This is a genomic window from Siminovitchia jepli (genome assembly GCF_047228825.1).
Taxonomy (GTDB): Bacteria; Bacillota; Bacilli; order Bacillales; family Bacillaceae_C; genus Siminovitchia.
Genome location: NZ_JBFEGN010000010.1, coordinates 50,945 through 70,791 on the forward strand (window position 1 = coordinate 50,945; position 19,847 = coordinate 70,791).

General features: G+C 43.5%; 18 protein-coding genes. 16 read left to right on the top strand and 2 right to left on the bottom strand.

Features of this window, described 5'->3' with window-relative positions; all coding sequences use genetic code 11:
• The first annotated feature begins 5 nt into the window (after nucleotides 1-5).
• Entirely contained in the window at nucleotides 6-515 is a 510-nt protein-coding gene (locus tag AB1L08_RS06600; protein ID WP_413063870.1) for a flavin reductase family protein, read from the top strand.
• A 36-nt stretch (nucleotides 516-551) separates the two neighbouring features.
• Nucleotides 552-1,304: a (S)-benzoin forming benzil reductase gene (locus AB1L08_RS06605; RefSeq protein ID WP_413063871.1), complete on the top strand. Its 753-nt coding sequence runs from the start codon at nucleotides 552-554 to the stop codon at nucleotides 1,302-1,304.
• 108 nt (nucleotides 1,305-1,412) lie between these two features.
• On the opposite strand, the gene shc is transcribed toward AB1L08_RS06605, so the two are convergent.
• The gene (gene shc / locus AB1L08_RS06610) at nucleotides 1,413-3,290 is read right to left on the bottom strand and encodes a squalene--hopene cyclase (RefSeq protein WP_413063872.1); all 1,878 of its coding nucleotides are present in this window, start codon (nucleotides 3,288-3,290) and stop codon (nucleotides 1,413-1,415) included.
• A gap of 153 nt (nucleotides 3,291-3,443) precedes the next feature.
• Here shc and AB1L08_RS06615 point away from each other — a divergent pair, with 153 nt between their 5' ends.
• The 3 genes from AB1L08_RS06615 to AB1L08_RS06625 all read left to right on the top strand — a co-directional run bounded on the left by AB1L08_RS06615 (nucleotide 3,444) and on the right by AB1L08_RS06625 (nucleotide 5,890).
• The gene (locus AB1L08_RS06615; RefSeq protein WP_413063897.1) at nucleotides 3,444-4,523 is read left to right on the top strand and encodes a DUF2515 family protein; all 1,080 of its coding nucleotides are present in this window, start codon (nucleotides 3,444-3,446) and stop codon (nucleotides 4,521-4,523) included.
• Nucleotides 4,465-4,905: a CBO0543 family protein gene (locus tag AB1L08_RS06620; RefSeq protein ID WP_413063873.1), complete on the top strand. Its 441-nt coding sequence runs from the start codon at nucleotides 4,465-4,467 to the stop codon at nucleotides 4,903-4,905. Before AB1L08_RS06615 ends, AB1L08_RS06620 begins: the two co-directional genes overlap by 59 nt.
• Nucleotides 4,906-4,975: 70 nt before the next feature.
• A complete protein-coding gene (locus AB1L08_RS06625) occupies nucleotides 4,976-5,890 on the top strand; it encodes a DMT family transporter (RefSeq protein ID WP_413063874.1) in 915 nt (304 codons plus the stop codon).
• Between the two features lie 220 nt (nucleotides 5,891-6,110).
• Here the strand turns inward: AB1L08_RS06625 and AB1L08_RS06630 are convergent, their stop codons facing one another.
• Nucleotides 6,111-7,418 carry a protoglobin domain-containing protein gene (locus AB1L08_RS06630; protein WP_413063875.1) on the bottom strand — a complete coding sequence of 436 codons (1,308 nt, stop codon included), beginning with the start codon at nucleotides 7,416-7,418 and terminating at the stop codon, nucleotides 6,111-6,113.
• A 391-nt stretch (nucleotides 7,419-7,809) separates the two neighbouring features.
• On the opposite strand from AB1L08_RS06630, the gene AB1L08_RS06635 reads away from it, so the two are divergent.
• From AB1L08_RS06635 to AB1L08_RS06685, 11 genes are all read left to right on the top strand, one after another.
• A complete protein-coding gene (locus tag AB1L08_RS06635) occupies nucleotides 7,810-9,390 on the top strand; it encodes a methyl-accepting chemotaxis protein (protein WP_413063876.1) in 1,581 nt (526 codons plus the stop codon).
• Nucleotides 9,391-9,694: 304 nt separating this feature from the next.
• Nucleotides 9,695-10,138 carry a chemotaxis protein CheW gene (locus tag AB1L08_RS06640; protein WP_413063877.1) on the top strand — a complete coding sequence of 148 codons (444 nt, stop codon included), beginning with the start codon at nucleotides 9,695-9,697 and terminating at the stop codon, nucleotides 10,136-10,138.
• Nucleotides 10,139-10,200: 62 nt separating this feature from the next.
• Entirely contained in the window at nucleotides 10,201-10,629 is a 429-nt protein-coding gene (locus AB1L08_RS06645) for a chemotaxis protein CheW (protein WP_413063878.1), read from the top strand.
• 11 nt (nucleotides 10,630-10,640) lie between these two features.
• Nucleotides 10,641-12,677: a chemotaxis protein CheW gene (locus tag AB1L08_RS06650; RefSeq protein WP_413063879.1), complete on the top strand. Its 2,037-nt coding sequence runs from the start codon at nucleotides 10,641-10,643 to the stop codon at nucleotides 12,675-12,677.
• 29 nt (nucleotides 12,678-12,706) lie between these two features.
• Complete coding sequence (locus AB1L08_RS06655; RefSeq protein ID WP_413063880.1) at nucleotides 12,707-13,066, top strand: response regulator; 360 nt, start codon at nucleotides 12,707-12,709, stop codon at nucleotides 13,064-13,066.
• A 65-nt stretch (nucleotides 13,067-13,131) separates the two neighbouring features.
• Entirely contained in the window at nucleotides 13,132-13,593 is a 462-nt protein-coding gene (locus AB1L08_RS06660; protein WP_413063881.1) for a chemotaxis protein CheX, read from the top strand.
• Nucleotides 13,583-14,425, top strand: a complete 843-nt coding sequence (locus AB1L08_RS06665; protein ID WP_413063882.1) for a CheR family methyltransferase — start codon at nucleotides 13,583-13,585, stop codon at nucleotides 14,423-14,425. Before AB1L08_RS06660 ends, AB1L08_RS06665 begins: the two co-directional genes overlap by 11 nt.
• Entirely contained in the window at nucleotides 14,419-15,492 is a 1,074-nt protein-coding gene (locus tag AB1L08_RS06670) for a protein-glutamate methylesterase/protein-glutamine glutaminase (RefSeq protein WP_413063883.1), read from the top strand. Before AB1L08_RS06665 ends, AB1L08_RS06670 begins: the two co-directional genes overlap by 7 nt.
• Before the next feature lie 221 nt (nucleotides 15,493-15,713).
• Nucleotides 15,714-17,024 carry an FAD-binding oxidoreductase gene (locus AB1L08_RS06675; protein ID WP_413063884.1) on the top strand — a complete coding sequence of 437 codons (1,311 nt, stop codon included), beginning with the start codon at nucleotides 15,714-15,716 and terminating at the stop codon, nucleotides 17,022-17,024.
• A complete protein-coding gene (locus tag AB1L08_RS06680) occupies nucleotides 17,025-18,398 on the top strand; it encodes a (Fe-S)-binding protein (RefSeq protein WP_413063885.1) in 1,374 nt (457 codons plus the stop codon).
• Nucleotides 18,380-19,828 carry an FAD-binding oxidoreductase gene (locus AB1L08_RS06685; RefSeq protein WP_413063886.1) on the top strand — a complete coding sequence of 483 codons (1,449 nt, stop codon included), beginning with the start codon at nucleotides 18,380-18,382 and terminating at the stop codon, nucleotides 19,826-19,828. The genes AB1L08_RS06680 and AB1L08_RS06685 overlap by 19 nt, the downstream gene beginning before the upstream one ends.
• Nucleotides 19,829-19,847: the final 19 nt, after the last annotated feature.

Below are 19,847 nucleotides of genomic sequence, written 5' to 3' on the forward strand. Positions count from 1 at the left end.
GAAAAATGACGATAGAAGAAAAACAGCAATTATTTAAAGAGGCGCTTGGCAACTATCCTACCGGAGTAACGATTGTCACAACGTATACAGACGACAATATACCGGTCGGGCTTACTGTCAACTCTTTTGCATCCGTTTCGCTTGATCCGCTTCTTGTACTTTGGTCGATTGACCACCGTGTTTCATCGCTGGAGGCTTTTACAAAGGGAAAGAAATTTGCGGTACATATTCTTGCAGCGGACCAGGTCGAATTGTGCAAGACATTCGCTACACCAAATGTAGACAGATTCAGCCAATGCAAGTGGAACAAGTCCGAATTTGGCCTGCCGGTCATCGAAGGCGCTTTTTCGGTATTGCAATGTGAGTTGTTTAAGACAGTCGAAGCCGGCGACCATACGATCCTGATCGGGCAAGTGTTGGATATTCAAGTGGAAAACCGCAATCCGATGCTCTATCACCGCCGTCATTTCGGTTCGATTCCGGCCGAATTTTATACAGATATTGAGAAAAAATAGCAGTTTCCGGACTTCTAACGAAAGGATGTATAACCAATGGAAGTTTTCTTTATAACCGGCGCTTCAAGGGGAATTGGCCGGGCGCTCGCGAAAGAACTTTTGCATGAAAACACCATCCTTGTATGTACAGCCAGATCAAAGAGTGATGAACTGATGGCACTCGCAGAAGAGAAAGGATCACACCTTGCCTTTATAGAATATGATTTGGCCCAAACCGGAGAATTGGAAAATCTGATGGACTCAATGATTTCGTATGTACCAAAGTACCCGGAGTCCGTTACGCTGATCAATAACGCCGGAGTGATTGATCCGATCGGGAATACGGAAGACAATTCTGCGGGGGAGATTGAAAGAAGCATTGCGGTGAATCTCATTGCCCCGATGATTTTAACTTCTGCTTTTATTGATAGATTAAAAGACAAACATGTACCAAAACGGGTCATAAATGTGTCATCGGGAGCAGGGAGGCATGCCTATGCCGGCTGGAGCAGCTATTGCGCCGGCAAAGCAGGCCTTGATCATTATTCTCGGGCAGTTTCGTTGGAACAAAAGCGGGAGCCGCATGGGGTAAAAGTGGTTTCAGTAGCCCCGGGTATCATTGATACGGATATGCAAAAAAGAATCCGCTCAACGGAAAGGGAAAACTTTGAACTTGTGGACCAATTTAAAGGCTACAAAGAAAAAGGGCTGCTCAGTTCACCGGAAGAAACGGCAAAAAGCCTTGTTCAACTAATGAAGCGTGAAGATTTTGCTTCAATGGATGTAGTCCTTGATTTGCGAAATCTTTAACGGTTGGTGTTTTCCCGTCATGGCCGCTGTCAGCCTGTGTCCTGTCGCAGGAGGGAACATAATGGATAAAAAAACCTTGGAAAAGCGGATTCAGCACCTCCAAGGTTTTTATTTCATTTTATATTTATTAACATAGCTGCCCAAACAAATCAACGGAAAGATGTAGCGGTAACTGTGATAGTGGATGTAAAATGCGCCGCCCATCCCTTGTCCGACAGGGTAGTCATCCGTCCAGTCCCATTGATCATATTTATTTATTAAAAAGTGGATGCCTGATTTGATTTCACGTGACGGTCTCTTTTCTGCAGCTATTAAGCTATCAAGCGCCCAGGAAGTTTGAGTAATGTTGCTTGCCCTAAGTGGAATGTACCGATTTCGCTGGTCGCTGTGGCACGATTCCCCCCAGCCCCCGTCTTCATTTTGGATTCGTTTGAGCCAATGAACCGCTTCTTGGATTTGCTTTTCTTCGGGACTCGTGCCAGCAGCCAAAAGGCCGGTCATTGCTGCCCACGTTCCATAAATATAACAGATGCCCCATCGGCCATACCATGAACCGTCTTTTTCCTGGTTGGACAGAAGCCATTTTATTCCATCCTTTACAATTTGATGCTCTTTGGGCAGATTCGTATAATTCCCCAGAAACTCAAGCGTTCTGCCGGTCAAATCCGCACTGCTCGCATCCGAGATAAGGAACTTGTTTCCTTCGATCGGAAGCAGGCTCCAAATTTTTTTATCAATATTTTTTTCGAATGCCGGCCAGCCCCCGTCATCGTTTTGCATGGAAAGGCACCACAACATGCCGCGGTCCCAAGATTCCCGGAATGGCGAGGTATAGGCGGTTGCAGCGAACGCCCTTAACGAAGCCGTTGTGTCGTCCACATCCGGGTTAAATGTATTGATGTCCGAAAAGCCCCATCCTCCTGGCATGACGCCGCGATTATGGATGGCCCAATCCCCGAATTTATAATGCTGCCTCTCCAGTAAATACTCACCGGCTTTCTTTATGGCCGGATCGGATTGTGGGACACCGGCATTTTGCAGGGCAAAAGAGATTAGAGACGTATTCCAAACATCGGCCGTTGTATACTGCATGTGGGTATGGCCGTTAATCGTACATCTCATTCTTTTTAATCCGTCAACCGCCTTCAGGATAATCGGGTCATCCTTTCGGTGCCCGAGTGAAAGCAAAGCAAAAATCATGAGAAATGTGGAACTGAAGTAGCTGTAAAAAGTGCCATCCGGTTCAATATGGGAGATCATGTATTGTTTAGTACGCTCAATTGCCATTTGCCGAAGCTGAAATGGCAGACCGATGATGTTTTTGACAGCCTTCTCCATATAATCAGCCATTGTTTTCAGCTTTCGGAGCTCTCCCTCAGAATAATAATCACTCTGCCTGGATGTGAATAAATCTGAAAGATCCGGACTCCGCTTTGTTTTTTTACTATATTTTTTCGATGCCAATATCATAATGGGAGCCAGGTTGGCCCTGCCAAATACGGAAATGTCATAAAAATTGATTGGAAATGAAAGCGGCAGCAAAATAAACTCGACGGGAATGGGGAAAAAAGCCGGCCATTTATATTGCCCGGTTAACGCGAGCATGATTTTTGTGAACATATGGGATCTTTGAATGCCGCCGTTTTTTACAATAAACCTTTTTGCCGCCCGCATTGGGGGATCAGATTTTGCATAATAGGTTGAATAAAGCAGTGCATAGTATGCTTCCACTGTCGCGGTTACATTTCCTTCGCCTTCATCATGATACAGTTTCCATGAGCCATTCTTTTCCTGCCGGCTCAGCAGCCGTTTGGTCAACTCCCGGATTAATTCTTCTTCATTTATTTCCAGCGTCCTTAATAAAATAATCATATACGCATCCGTGGAAATGCCGGTTTCAAAGGGGAAATCCCACGAGCCGTCAGAAGATTGGCAGGCTTTCAACTCTTCGACGATCTGTCGAATTGTTTTCTCGATGTTTTCCATGAACGAAAACCAACTCCTTTGCTTGCATGTGTATGTTTCATATTTATTCAGGAAATGCAAAAGAATGCTGTTAGGGGGTGAGGGAGTTTTTTGTTTAAAAAACTTTACAAAAAAAAGCTGTCGGAACACTTCATTCCTTTTAAAGAACAATTAATGAAAAAGCAGGATCATCCTCCAATTCCCGAAAAAAACGGCTTGCCGCACAAGGAGAGGGCCCTGTTGGAACAAATAACAGCCCAAACGGCTGCTTTAAATCTTAACAATGTGACACGGACGATGGCCTACCTGAATTTTTATTTGCATTTCCCTGAAATTCATTGGGCTTTTTTGGGGCATGCAGTTTCCCGAAACGGCGGATGGAATATGACGGATCTGAAAGGGGATTTACTTGCAAAATTATTGAATGAACAACGAAGGGAAGATTATTTCCACTTTTTAGAGAGGGGAAATTGGCTCATCTTCCAAGATGTTTACCCGCAATTTTTACTTTATGCGGAGTCCGTAAGGCAAAATAAAAATTTATTTTATTTGCTTCCGTATTTACACGTGTCCTTTTTTATGGAAGTGGCCTGGAACGACTTTTGGAAAAGGGGGGACAGCTATACACTCGCGATTGCCCAAGTCATCAATGAACAGAGCTATTTGGAAGAGCGGGTTGTAAAAAATCCCGTTTATAAAGAGAAGGTGCTGTATACAGTTGAATTTCTTTTACAGGAACTGCTTTCGTTCAACCACATTTTGTTTCCTTATTCAGAACCGGGCCATGAAGGAGGAACCGCGCTTGCCGGTATTACACTGGAATATTTTGGCTCGCTGCACGAACAGATTGTCCTTGGAAAACGTTTATATGGCCTTCTGTTTTCGGATCACCGAATGTGGCGGAAGGTCCTGAAATGGTGTGTCTCCCGGCCGCATACCGGTTCAAGAAAAGACTATTGGCCCCATCTTTTCAACGATGTACATGAAGGGCTGCCGGGCACTCTCTATAAAAGGCTAAAGAAATGCCAATTGAAAAAAGGAGTGCCCCGATTTTACAGTCCCAAGCTGACATTTGCCTGGAAAAATGTTGTCCATGAGGAAGCAGAAAAAGGGGACTGGTTTAACCGGTGGGAGGTTGTTTATTATTTGGAAAAAGATCAGGAAAAAAAGAGCGGAGAAATAGAAGGTGACTATTGTGAAACGCTTAAAAACCTCGAACTTGCCGCAATGGCCAAAAAAGCATTATCCAAATAGGCGGCCTGCTTATTTTACAGCGGTTGTTTTTGGCTGCCTCATTGCCACTTATTTGGATCTGGTGTTTGCCGGAAAAGGGTTATATGAATTTCCCAGGAGGCCGTTCCCGGATGTTTTTTCTTTCGACGTGTTTTTTACGCTTGCCGTTTTGCCTGTATTTACGCTTATTTTTCTTTATATGGGAAAGAACATGTCCGTAAAGGTGCGATGTTTTTTCTATTCCTTATTGAGCATCGCAGCGGCGGCATTTGAAATGCTGGCGGAGTCAGCGGGGTTATTGAGGCATGCGGAACAATGGCATCACTGGTATTCGGCAATTGGCTATTTCATATTTTTGCATCTCGTCTGGAAGGTTTCCCAATGGCCGCGGGTAAAGCAATAGGTTTTTCATAAGATAGTATGATAGTATAATATGGTAATTGAACCAATGAAGGATTGGCAGGCGGTATTGGATGAACAGTATTTTGTTATATGTTTTGTTATTTGTACTGATGATCATCTGGGGCTTTAACGTCACTGCGATTAAAATCATCGTCAGCCACTTTTCTCCCGTCACCATCACATCTTTGCGCATTTTTATCGCTTTTTTAACACTCTCGCCATTGCTGTTTTATCGCAATAGAATTCAAAAGCTCCCCTTAAAGAATATATTGATGATTGCCTTGATTGCTGTTTTTGGGGTGCTTGGGCACCATGCTTTTTTGTCTGTGGGACTAAATCATACAAGTGCAGCCAATGGGGGGTTGATTCTCGGTTCGGTCCCCATTGTCACTACCGTCGCGGCAGCTCTTTTTCTTGGCGACCGGCTGACGGTTTTTCGGATTTTGGGATTGGTGTTCGGATTCTCGGGTGTTGCCCTCATCATGCTAGTTCAGCCGGGGGCGGCTTTGCAATTTTCGATCGGGGACATATTCATTTTTGTTGCGGTCCTTACCCAAGCAACCAGCTTTATTTTAATAAATAAAATGGCAAACTCGGTCGGTTCACAAACTTTAACGGGTTTGTCCATGCTGATGGGATCCGTCATGTTATTTGCCCTTGGCATCACGGTGGAACCGGAAGGATTAGCCTCCTTGAAGTCGGGCACACCGACCGCTTGGCTCGTATTTTTTGCGTCCGGCTGCATCGCAACGGCACTGGGACATCTTCTGTACAACTATGCCATCCAAAGGATTGGTGCCGGTCAGGCCGCACTTTTTCTGAACTTGTCCCCATTTTTTTCACTGGTCGGAGCTGCTTTTTTTCTCGGGGAAAAAATCTATTCCATCCAATGGATCGGATTTTTATTGATTGTATTGGGCGTTCTGCTTGGAACAGGATTTTTGGAACACCGCGCAAAAATCAGGCGGCCGGAGGCTGGGAAGTGAGAGCGGCTGCTTGATCTTCTTTTACCCTCCCTTTTAAATATGAGGCATATTCGTATTAAGATTGTATGGTTTTACATGGATGAAATCAATATATTCTGACATATTAGTTCGTTGCAATATTTTATATTCATTATGCTGATTTTCTATAAATCCACTCTTTTTTAAAACGCCAAAAAATCCTGCCCATTTCTGAAGGGGGCAGGATCTTTTGATTCATTAATTAGGCCTTTATTGCCGCTTCATTTAATTCTTCAGCTGATTCGGTTATGATTGATGTAGCATGTTCAATTTCCTTTATTACCTTGGTAAGCGCCTGTATTTGTTCTTGTACCTCCATCGCAGTAATGCTGTTTTGCTGGACGGACTGAACGATCTTTTGGAATGACTCATGGGTTTGCCGGGATGATAAGATTCCGGTTTGAACTGCATTTTCAACTTGTTCAAGTGAATTTAATACCTCTTCTTTATGTTCGTTGGAGGCAGAAATTAATTCGTGTATTTGAGTGATAGAGTCTTTCGTTTGCTCGGCAAGCTTTTGAACCTCTTTGGCAAGAACGGCAAATCCCCTGCCGTGCTCTCCCGCTCTTGCAGCCTCAATGGCGGAGTTTAATGCCAATACGTTTGTCTGTTCGGCAATATCCTGAACAATATAGATGACATTGGAAATTTCATTGGTGGATTCCTCCAGCTTATAAATGCTCTCTATCATTTCTTTCGATAGTTTTTCCATAAAGCTGATTTTCTCAAGAAGTTCACTTAAATTATGTTGGCCATCGTTGGCAAAATTTCTTGCCAACACTGCTTGCTCATTGCTTTCGGTGGTGGTTTGTTCAACTTCTTGAATATTTATGCTTAACGTTTCAACCGAAGCTTGATTTTGTTCTGCAAGTGCCACAAGACCTTCACTCACCGTGGTCATTTTATTTTTAAGGTAGGATTTTCCTTCCTCAAATTGGGCGTTCAATTTCTTTTCAACTTCGATATGATAAGCTTCAAGGACAATTTGTTGTTCCAGGCTGATGATTTTTTGAACTGCGCTTAAAACTTTCAGCATGTCCCCTGTGTTTTTTACCTCTTTAAAAATAATATGGGTCAGCGTATTTTGTATATTTTGAAAGGAACCCATATACCAGGACGGTTCAAGGCCGATCACATAGTGAATTTTGGCCACGCGGAGACGCTTATCGATAAATTGTTGATCAATCTTCCCGTTGAATAATTCAATTGTATGGGCTTTTAATGTTTTTTTAAGCCTGTCAACCGTACTGTTCCGCTCAATAACCCCCTTTAAATGTTCGACCTGCATAATGGTTGAATAGAAATCATGTACAAGTGTTTCAATGTTTTTTTCTACAATCGGCTGGATGCTTCTAATTGCTTTTAAGTCGGCCTCCGTCAAGTTCACCATATTGATTTTATCTATTATGGAAGAATCGTCCACATGTATGCCGGTATTCCCGCCTGCGGATTGTTTCGGCGGTTTATTTGATTTTTTCTCTCCTGACTTAACCAGTCCAAACAATGCCATGATATTTCCTCCTCATTTTTGCTGCCCGTCCTGCAAAAAAACTGTCTGTTATGTAGTGTATTAGATCCCATACTTTTTTTATCGGCTGCTTGTTGATGATTATTAGTCTTTTTATACGTTTCTTTTATATTTATTGGAAAAAAAGTAAATCGTCCGATATATATGTCAGGAAGAATCAGGGTGTTTAGTCCTGTTAATCGTTTGGCAAACAGGTTTGCAGAGAATAAAAACAGGCCAAAATAACCCCGACTTTAGTTGAATTGTCTCATTTTATATAGTATTTTTAAAAATATCTGCAAAATATTTCCTTTAAACTCAATACACTCCCTATTGGGAGTTTGATATACAAATTTGCTTGATTTTAATCTATTTTAGCTGGAGGTTGGTTTATATGAAGATGTGGTTTAAAAATACGAAGACGTCGGTAAAATTGATTACTGCATTTGTAATTGTTGCATTGTTTCAAATCGGCATCGGGTTTTGGGCTATTGCCAATATGGGCAAGCTTAACAGCAGCCTGGAGAGGATGTATGATGAAAATCTAAAACCGGTAGTGGCCACCATGGAAACAAAATCTCTCTATCAGGACTTGAAGACAAAATGGCAGAATATAAGAGCAAAAGATTCAAAAGATGCCATTTTTAGAGATATGAATGTGCGTAGAGAAAAAATTGTCAGTAATTTCGAAACATATAAACAGGTTGAATTATCCAAAGAACAAAAAAGGTTATTGGAAAAATTTTATCCATTATGGGAAGCACATAATAAACTTTTCGATGAATCCGTCGAGTCGATTATTGACGGCAAGACGACACAAGCCGATTATGTGGGCGGTGAGTTTCGGGATTTACAATATCAAGTGGATGTCATGATTGATGAGATGATTCAATTGGACATGGCTTTAGCCGAAAAGGCAAAGAATGATTCCCAATCCCTGTACAAAATGACTAAAACGATTACAATTGCGGCCATAATTGCCGTGTTTGCAGCCAGCATTGCATTGGGCATTCTTATATCAAAATCGATATCACGCCCTTTAAACAAAGTTGTAAATCTGGTTGAAAAAGTTGCAGAGGGGGATTTGCGAGAAACAACCGATATTCATACGAATGATGAAATGGGTATGCTGGCAAAGTCTGTAAATAAAATGGTATATCATGTAAGGGACATCATACAACATATTTTAGTTGCTTCACAGAATTTATCCGCATCATCTGAACAGGTCTCTGCCAGCACAGAAGAAATTGCAAGCACAAATACAGACCAGGCCAAAGCTGCGCAAACGATGAATGAATTGTTCGCAGAGTTGTCGGCCGCTATTGATTCTGTTGCCCAAAATACTGAAGAGGCGGCGGCTTTGTCCAATGAAACAATCCGGATTGCCCGGGAAGGCGAAAAAATTGTTGTATCATCTACAAAAGATTCAGGCGTTGTAAGCGAACAAATGGCACGTTTGGAAGCAGATTCAATCAAGATAGGCGATATTATTGAAGTCATCGGCGATATCGCGGAACAAACTAATTTGCTTTCATTAAACGCGGCCATTGAAGCTGCCCGGGCCGGCGAGCAAGGGCGCGGATTTGCAGTGGTTGCAGATGAAGTCCGCAAACTGGCGGAAAAAAGCAGCAAGGCTGCAGAACAAATTACCGAAATTATCCAAGGCATGCAGGAAGCAACAGCTTTTAGTGTAAAAGCCGTAGAGAAAGGTGTTGCCTCAAACCATCAATCCGCAAAAGCATTTGAAAAAATCATTGAAATGATTCATCAAACAGCAAACAAGGTTACTGAGATTGCCGGAGCGAGTGAGGAACAGGCAGCCCAATCGGGAGAAGTGCTCTCTTTTATTGATAATATTACGGCTGCAACAGAAGAGGCTACGGCAAGCAGTCAAGAAACGGCAGCCACTGCGCAGGCCCTGGCGGATTTGGCGGAGGAATTGCATCAATCAGTTGCCGTTTTCAAGGTAAATTAACTTTCTGCTGTTTACAGATTTTCTGAGGTGAAAGTCCGACTCATTAGGTGGACAAAGCAAGGTCGGTATAGAGCGTGGTAAAGCAGACAGCAACTGTTTAAATAGTGAAAAAACTCCTTGCGTTCTAAAGAAAATGCAATATGTGCCGATAAAAAACATATGGAATTGAGTTTGTAAGCCAGATACCCGATCAAAATGCTTTTTCGTATAAATGATGTTGTGCGAGGTAACGGATGGTCGTTTGACCGTTAAGTCATATAAGATCTCGGCTTGTGGGCGTTTTATTTTGGAAGGGGAGGTTCAAATGAATTCAACAAATGGTCAATATGTTGTTTTTACGATTAATGATAAACATTTTGGAATTTCCATTCAAGATGTCCATGAAATTACCAGGATGAGGACCGTGAAGTGGGTGCCCAATTCAAAAGAAGAGTTTTTGGGGGTCATTCATTTCAGAGAAAAGGTCATACCGATTATCAGCTTGCACAGAATGTTTTTGGAAAGGGAAAATGAACTGGAGTCGAAAACCCGCGTGATCGTTTTGAATAACGATTATCAAGATATTGGGTTTGTGGTGGACGATGTGGATCAGGTGAAGTTTTTGCCCGAGGAATACATAACCCCCGCTCCTCACTCATCCCAGAGTGAATGGATCAAAGGGGTGTATCACCATGGCCATGAAACGATAACACTCCTGAATTTGAAGTCTCTGCTAAGCAAGGCAGATGTCCGGAAAGTGATGGAATAGCCGATTGTCGACTATGAATGGGAAACAAATAGCCAAAGGGCATTGGCAAAAGAAGAGTGGGAGTGGTTGAAGCGATGGAAGCGATCCAACTGGAAAAATATATTGCGTTTGCCATAGGCGAAGATTTATATGGCGTCAAAATTATTGAGGTTAAAGAGATTGTCAAAATGCAGGAGATAACCGTTATCCCGAACACCAATGCTTATATAAAAGGAGTCATTAATTTGCGGGGCATTGTGATCCCGATTGTCAGCCTCAGACACCGGTTGGGTTTGCCGGAAGAAAAAGATACAAAGGATACCAGAATTGTAGTGGTCAATTATGAAGGGGAAATGGTTGGCATCGTTGTTGACAAAGTAAGCCGGGTGGTTACATTTGAAGACATTCAATCTTCGCCCGATCATAATGAGAGCCCTTTTTTTGGCGGAATCGGGATTTCGGGGGAAGATCTGGTGACGATTTTAAATTTAAATGAAATTCTTCGGCAATAGGTGGTGAAAACATGGAAACTTTTGATTTAACTGAGTTTTTGGGCGTTTTTATCGATGAGGTTGATGAGCAGCTGCAAATAATGGATCAAGAAGTATTGGCCCTTGAAGAAAATGGGGAATCCCAAGAAGTGATCCAAAAGCTTTTTCGTGCCGCCCATACGATAAAAGGGTCCTCTGCGACGATGGGCTTTACAGACATGTCCCAATTAACCCATGCGATGGAACATTTGCTGGACCATGTGCGCAACAATCGGTTAACTGTGGATGAAGCGTTAATTGACCTTTTGTTTACATGCCTGGACCAATTAAAACAGTTAAAAGATGAGATTGTATCCGAGGAAGAACAAAGAACGGATGTGACTCCGCTTATCCGGGAAGTACAGTCCTTTTCCCAGAGAACCGGGCAAGCCAGCGCTTCCGGACAACCTGGAAGCAAAGGAAAAACTTCTGCTTTGTTCACAGTAGAAACGCATCGGAAGGCCAGTTCTTTTATGGAAAACGGATTGCATATTTTTCAAATTGGCGTAAAAATATCTCCCGATTGTGAAATGAAGTCAGTGCGTGCTTTTTTAATTTATAACGAATTGCAGTCGTTGGGGGAAATGATTCAAACCATCCCGCCCATGAGCAGCGAAGATGAAAATGATTTTGATCATCTTTGCTTCCTGATGGCCACACAGTACGATAGCCAGGAAATCAAAGATCTGCTTCATTCGATGAACGAAATAGCGGAGGCAAGTGTCACCCCATTTACACCGGAGCTTGAGGCAGAAAGAAAGCTTGTAAAAGAGACGGTTGCAGACACTGGATCCGAAGAAAAAAAGCCTGTTAAACGCGGAAAGCGGGACGATGCGAAGCAAAAGAAACAGACGGTTCGCGTAGATGTGGACCGGTTGGAGCATTTAATGAATTTGGTTGGTGAATTGGTGATCGATCAAACCCGGATCAGCCAGGTGGCGGGCATGCTGGGCAAACAATATTCCGGGGATGAAGTGATCGGAGAACTGAATCAGGTAACCGATCATGTTGGGCGGGTAATCGGAGAGCTTCACCAAAGCGTGATGAAAGTCCGCATGCTTCCCATAGGTCAATTATTCAGCCGGTACCCGAGAATGGTTCGTGATCTGTCCCATTCCTTGAACAAGGAAGTTGATCTGGTCATTGAAGGCCAAGAAACAGAGTTGGACCGGACAGTGATTGAAAAAATGGGCGATCCGCTCATTCACTTAATTCGAAATGCGGTTGATCACGGACTTGAGTCCAAAGAGGAGCGGGTAAGGAGCAACAAGCCGGAAAAAGGCCTCTTGCGGATTACGGCCTATCACGAGGAGAATCAGGTTGTCATTACCGTCGAAGATGATGGTGCAGGAATAAACCCGGAAAAAATAAAGGCTTCGGCCATTAAAAAAGGGCTTATCAGTTCGGAAGAGGCCGAAACAATGACAGACAAAGAGGCGATCCAGTTAATTTTCCGCCCGGGCTTTTCGACTGTTACGAATGTAAGTGATGTTTCCGGAAGAGGAGTGGGCATGGATATTGTCCGGAATCATATTGAAAGTTTAAATGGCATTATTGAATTGGATTCAAAATTGGGTAAAGGAACTGCCTTCAAAATCAAAATTCCATTAACTTTGGCCATTATTACAGGCCTCATTGTTGGCATAGGCGAGAGAATTTTTATTATCCCGATGAGCAACGTACTGGAAATTGTCCGGGTTCCTTTGGAATCAATCCAAACGATTAAAGGCAAATCCATTGTCGTGATCAGGGAACAAGTGCTGCCTGTTGTGTGGCTGCACGATTTATTGCAGATACCGAGGAAAGAACGAAAAAACAGGCAAATTCCGCTTGTCATTGTAGGTTTGGGTGAAAAAAGAATCGCTTTAATGGTAGATGAGTTGCACGGAAACCAGGAAATCGTTGTAAAATCATTGGGGAAATATATCGGGAAAATCAAATATATATCAGGAGCTACTATATTGGGTGATGGCAGAGTTGAATTAATTCTGGAAGTTGCCGGAATTTCCCGGGTTGTAAACGATGAATAACTTCATATCAGAATGGGAGCAATAGGAAAATGAGGATTTTAATTGTGGACGACGCCGCCTTTATGCGGATGACCTTGAGAAAAATGTTGGAAGAATTTGGACATGAAATCATTGGAGAGGCTGTTGATGGCAATGATGCCGTTGAAAAATACAAAGAATTAAGGCCTGACCTGGTTACCATGGATATTACCATGCCAAACAAAGATGGCATAACGGCAACAAGGGAAATCAAGGAATTTGACCCCAAAGCCAAAGTGCTGATTTCATCGGCAATGGGACAAGAATCGATGGTGAAAGATGCCATCATAGCGGGTGCATCCGATTTTATTGTCAAACCGATAGATCCGCAGAGAATGCGTACTGCAATTACCAAAATGGGCGGCAAATAACATAAGCAATGCTGCGGCTGATATGAAAAAGAGTGCAGCATGCGGTCAAGTGAGGTTGGGAATTTATGAATCTAATGAATTTGGAGCCTTTTTTAAAGGCTTCTGCATACGTTTTTGAGCAATTTCAAATGAGTTGTCAAGAATTGAACAGCGAGCAGGAATATGAAGCGGAATCATCCGAAGATATATTAACGATGGTCGGGATCACCGGAGATATACGCGGGCAGATCATTTTTAGAATCCCCATGCAGGTCGGCTTGGAGATTTCTTCTGTAATGATGGGGGTTCCAACAATAAAATCCCTGGATCAAATGGCACAGAGCGCACTTTTGGAATTGGGCAATATGATTTGCGGGAATGCCATGACCATTTTTACAGAAAAAGGGTTATCCATGAATATCACACCCCCAACTTTAGTTGTCGGAAAATCAATCGAGGTTTCCGGAACGGAAGTGAATACGTTATACACAACCCTTTCGGTCAACAATATGGATTCCATTGAGCTGCGGGTATTGTATGAAGAATAAGGCATATCAAGTTAAAGGTGAAACCATGCTTAATGTGATTGACTCACAGAACGATTATGAACAATTTATCTTAAGAATCAAGAAACGGACAAACATTGATTTGCACTTATATAAAGAAGAGCAGATGAAGCGAAGGTTAAAAGCATTTAAAACAAGAAAGGGTTTTTCCACCTTCAATGATTTTTATGCTGCAATGTTGGATGACCGTGTTCTTTTTGATGAATTTTTAGATCATATGACGATTAATGTTACGGAATTTTTCCGGAATCCTGCACGCTGGGAAGTGCTCGGAAAAAAGATTATTCCCGACATTTTATCGAAAAAAGAAAGGATCCGTTGCTGGAGTGCTGCCTGTTCGACCGGGGAGGAGCCCTATAGTGCAGCAATGGTACTGTCATCTTTACAAATAAAAGATTATCGGATTTTGGCAACGGACATTAATCAAAAGGTTATGGAGATAGCCAAACGTGGGGAATACAAGGAAAGTTCATTAAAAAATTTGTCTCCTTTACAAATTTCCACTTTTTTTGAGGCTTCTGGCGACCGTTACATCATCAGGGAAAATATAAAAAGCAAGGTTGAATTTAAACAGCAAAACTTGTTGTCGGACCCTTTTCCTGAAGGATTTGACCTCATTATCTGCCGCAATGTATTAATCTATTTTACAGATGATGCCAAGGAACAAGTCTTTAACAAATTCGGCAAGGCGCTGAATCAGGGCGGATACCTTTTTGTGGGAGGGTCAGAGCAGATTTTTCAGCCTGAGAAATATGGATTGAAAGAAACAGACACATTTTTTTATAAGAAAATGCAGGAGAGGTTACAGTGTTAAAAATCAGAGTGCTCGTTGTTGACGACTCCATGTTTATGCGCAAGCTTCTTTCAGACCTCATTAATAAAGATCCGATCCTACAAGTTGTCGGCATCGCCAAAAACGGGCTGGAGGCCATAGATTTAACGAAAAAGCTAAAGCCCGACGTCATTACAATGGATATTGAAATGCCAGAAATGGACGGTATATCAGCACTTGGAGAAATCATGAAACATTTCCCCACCCCCACTTTAATGGTCAGTTCTCTTACGGATAAGGGGGCATATGAAACCATCAGGGCTCTCCAGCTCGGTGCTGTGGATTTTATTCAAAAGCCTTCGGGCGCCATCTCGGTTGATATGTTTCGGGTGAGGGAAGAGCTTGTTGCAAAAATAAAAACAGCAGCCAAAGCCCCCATTTCAACGTTTAACCAACCTATACGCCATATAAATGAAAAGATTAAGAAAGAAACCCGCAGCATTGTTCCGAAAACTACTTTTGACCAAATATTTGCGATTGGAACATCCACAGGCGGACCCAAAGCTTTGGAAACTGTCATAACGGCTTTACCGGCGGATTTTCTTGATCCGATTCTGGTTGTGCAGCATATGCCTCCAAAGTTTACCCATTTTTTGGCCAAAAGGTTAAACGATATTTCAAATGTAAAGGTGACCGAAGCGGAAAACAACGAAATCATACAAGGCGGTACCGTTTATATCGCACCCGGAGACTTTCACATGGAGGTCCGCCAAACAATCAATGGGTATCGCGTCGCATTGAACAAACAGCCACATAGGAATGGACATCGCCCATCTGTCGATGTTTTATATGATTCGGTTGCCAAGCTAAAGAAGTTAAAGCGCCACTATATCATCATGACCGGAATGGGCAATGACGGTGCCCAAGGAATGCTGAAAGGCAAACAGGAAGGTGCTGCTTCAACCATTGCCGAATCTGAAGCAACCTGTGTTGTATATGGTATGCCAAAATCGGCCATACAACTGGGGTGCGTTGATCATGTAGTTCCCTTGCATCGTATCTCTTCAAAAATGGTAGAATTGTCAAAAAGGCAGAATAAGCGCCAATAAATATTTTCATTAAGATGTTCTGAAACATGTATCATCAAATTTTTCACCCCATCCAGCTTTCTTGGATGGGGCTTTTTCAATAATCCCCGAGGGAGATTCGTTCAAAAAGTGTGTTCCCAGTAATGTATCGCTGTTTTGTATATTCTAAAAATTGTCTTGAATACCATTTTGATTAATGATTAAATGAAGAAAACAGCACATCACGATTGGAGTGGACGAAAATGTCAACAGCAAGCATTGTCTCCCGTTTAAAAGCGGTTGTGCCTGAATACCGTATTGATGATGGCGGAGATTACGATTTCCGGTTTGGCAATGGGGGAAAAGTGTCGGTTTATCCTAAAACCGAGCAAGAAATAGCCGATATTTTGGCCTACGCAAACGAGTCGGGACAAACCGTTTCGGTGATGGGCAGCGGGACGAAAAAAGGATTTGGCGGATTAATGGAATCGGCTGATATCCTGATTTCACTGAGAGACTATAAAGGGATCGTGGAGCATGTTCAAGGTGACATGACTGTAACGGTCAAGGCAGGTACCCTTTTTGGTGATTTGCAACATTTCCTTGCCGGCTTTCAACAAAAAGTGGCAATCGATCCGTTTACCCCTGAAGCAGCCACGGTGGGCGGGGTGATTGCCGCCAATGACAGCGGCCCGAAGCGATTTAGGCATGGATCCGCACGGGATTCTGTCATCGGAATGAGGATCGTTTATCCGGACGGCACAATAATCCATACCGGCGGCAAAGTGGTAAAAAATGTGGCAGGTTACGATATGAATAAATTATTTATCGGTTCCATGGGAACGCTTGGGGTGATTTCCGAAGCCACATTCAAATTGCGTCCTCTTCCAAAGTATGAAAGCGTCGCCTTCGTCACTTTCCCGGCCAATCACATGGAAGAAATTCGCCGGTTTGCGATTCAGCTTTTGGATGCCATACTGGAACCTGTTGCGATTGAATTGCTGAATCCGACATTGGCTGCCAATCTGACAGGGCATGGATGTACAACAATGGTTGTCGGTTTTGAGGATGTGGAAAGTTCGGTTCTTTATCAGGAAAACATGCTCAGTACAATGAAGCCTTCAGGCTCTGAATTGTTCATATTGTCTGAAGAGGAAACGAAACAATTTTGGCATGCATTTTATTCAAAACGAAACGATGATAATGAATTTTTTAAGGCTGGCATTAAAATTGGGGTCGTTAATTCGGATGTTGTGTCAATAATCGATGAAACGATTAAACTAGAAAACTCCGAATACATAGAAATGGAGGCCCATGGCGGTTTGGGGCATGGGCTATGCCGAATCAATCTTTACGGAGAAGAAGCCAAAGTGATTGATGCAATAAAACAAATGAGAAACAAAGCAGAACAGCTTGGAGGTTACGCCGTCATTACACATTTGCCTTTAACTTTAAGAAAAGAGCTTTCTGTTTGGGGAGAAAAGCCGCCTTACTTTTTTTTGCTGGAAGGGATTAAAAAAGAGATTGATCCAAAAGGCATATTAAATCCGTACAGATTTGTGGGAGGGATATAAGTGACTGCAAAGGAAAAGGAAGTTCAGCAAACCCCTGCTTGCAAAGAAGTGCCGCTGGGCGGCTATCTTTGGAAAGATCCCCCCGATCCGAATAAATGGGCCGACTGCGTGCACTGCGGCATGTGCCTGGAGTCATGTCCGACATATGAAATCACGGGGCAGGAACAGCATTCACCCCGAGGCCGCGTCCATCTCATTCAATCCGTTGCAGAGGGCAGGCTGGAAGTAAATGAGGATTTGATTGATCCGGTTTTTGATTGCTTGGACTGCCGGGCCTGCACAACAGCATGCCCGGCAGATGTCAATGTGGGTGGGCTGATTGAAGAAACGAGGGGACAAATCCGGCAGGCGATGCCTTTAACCGGCTGGAAAAATGTTGTGGGCAAATTCTTTCTGGAAAGTTTGTTCCCATATCCCGCGCGAATGCAAAAACTTGGCGGACTTTTAAAATTTTATCAAAAAAGCGGAATGCAAACCGTTGCAAGAAAAACCGGCCTGATCAACGTGATTCCAAAGCATCTCGTTGAAATGGAGGAAATCATGCCTGCCATTACACAACAGCCTGTTCAAAAAAAATACAAAAATGAAGATGTTATCAGGACTAAGGCAGAGAAAAAGGGTGACGCCGCTCTTTTAACCGGCTGCATCATGGATGTCATGTTCAGCGATGTCAACGAAGCAACAATCAATGTCTTAACAAGAAATGGAATCGATGTTTCGCTTCCTAAAAATCAAACATGCTGCGGTGCCCTTCATGTTCATGCCGGAGACCGGGATATGGGAAGGAAATTGGCGATGCAGAATATTCAGGCCTTTGAAGCTGCCGATACAATTGTCGTCAATGCCGCCGGCTGCGGGTCGATGATGAAGGAATATCCCGAATTGTTCCGTTTCGATCCCGAATGGAAGGAACGTGCGGAACACTTTTCAAACAAGGTAAAGGATATAGCGGAATATCTTTATGATATCGGATACAAAAAGCCAACAGCCGAAATTCATAAGCGGGTCACGTATCACGATGCGTGTCATTTGGCTCATGGGCAGGGTATCAAGAAAGAGCCGAGGGAAATTTTACTCGATATACCCGGCGTGGAGATTGTGGAAATGCCCAACGCTGACCGTTGCTGCGGCAGCGCCGGAATTTATAATATTACAAATCCGGAAATGGCCGATGCCATTTTGGAAAGCAAAATGAAACATGTCCCGGGTGATGTGGAAATCATTTCAATGGGGAACCCGGGCTGCATGCTGCAAATGGCCCTGGGTGTGCAAAGGCAGGGACGAAACCAGGAAATCGTCCATACGATTCAATTGCTTGACCTTGCCTATCAAAAAGAAGGGGAGGGGAAGAAGTCATGCAGGCACCCAAATTAAAAGCGGACGACGGCCATATACAAAACCTGGCTTCTCTCCTGTCGGGAAGAAATGCCATTTTGTACAAACAAGCGGATTTGGCAGCCTATGATTGCGATGGTTTTACGGTTCAGAGACATATGCCGCGGGCGGTTGTTTTTCCGGAAAATACGCAAGAAGTGGCAGCGGTTGTCAAATATTGTTCAGACCACAATTTACCTTTTTTAGCGCGCGGGGCCGGAACGGGCCTCAGCGGCGGGGCGATTCCGCTCAACGGCGAAGTCATCATCAGTTTGACGAGAATGAAACGGCTTATAAGCGTTGACCTTGAAAACAGAAGAGCAGTAGTGGAGCCGGGTTTTATCAACTTGCAGCTGACCCGTTCGGTTGAGCATAAGGATTATTATTATGCCCCGGATCCGTCGAGCCAGTACTGCTGCACGATCGGGGGCAATGTCGCCGAGAACGCCGGCGGGGCGCACTGCCTGAAATATGGCGTGACGACAAATCATATATTGGGGCTGGAGGTCGTTTTGCCGAACGGGGAAATCATTGAAATCGGCAAAAACGGCATTCCGGATGAACCCGGCTATGATTTGCTCGGGCTCTTGACAGGCTCCGAAGGCACATTGGGGATTGTAACGAAAATTACCGTCAGGCTTCTGAAAAATCCGGAAGCAAAGCAAACGGTTCTCGCCTATTTTGATCGGATTGAAGACGGAAGCCAGGCAGTGTCTGATATCGTTTCGGCAGGAATTGTGCCTGCTGCATTGGAGATGATGGATAAAATCGCCATTGAAGGCGTAGAATCAGCCGCTTTCCCGGTCGGGCATCCGAGAGATATTGAGGCGGTATTATTAATAGAAGTAGACGGAATCGCCGCGGGAATTGACGAACAGATAGAACAAATATTGGAAGTGTGCAAAAAGAGAAATGTAAGGGAGGTGAGGGCTGCCAAAAATGAACAGGAACGGGAAAGGTGGTGGGCAAACCGAAAAACGGGATTTGGGGCGATGGGCGCCATTTCCAATGATTATCTCGTTCAGGACGGCGTCATTCCGCGCAGCAAACTTCCTGAAGTGCTGAAAAGCATCCATCAAATCAGCAAAGATTATGAATTAAGAATTGCCAATATTTTTCATGCCGGTGACGGAAACCTCCATCCGCTTGTTCTCTTTGATTCACGGATTCCGGGTGAAACGGAAAAAGCGATCGAAGCGGGAAGCGCCTGCCTAAAGGCATGCGCCGATGCAGGCGGGACGATTACGGGCGAGCATGGCGTCGGCATCGAGAAAAAGGAAGAAATGCGATTTGTTTTTACAGATGAGGAAATCAAAGCCCAAACCGACATCCGCCGCGTATTTAATCCGGTAAACTTGTTGAATGCAGGAAAAATGTTTCCGACACCGGGCCGTTGCGCCGAAATAAAAGAAGAATGGAAGAAAAAGTAAGAAACAAGGTTTCCTGTCC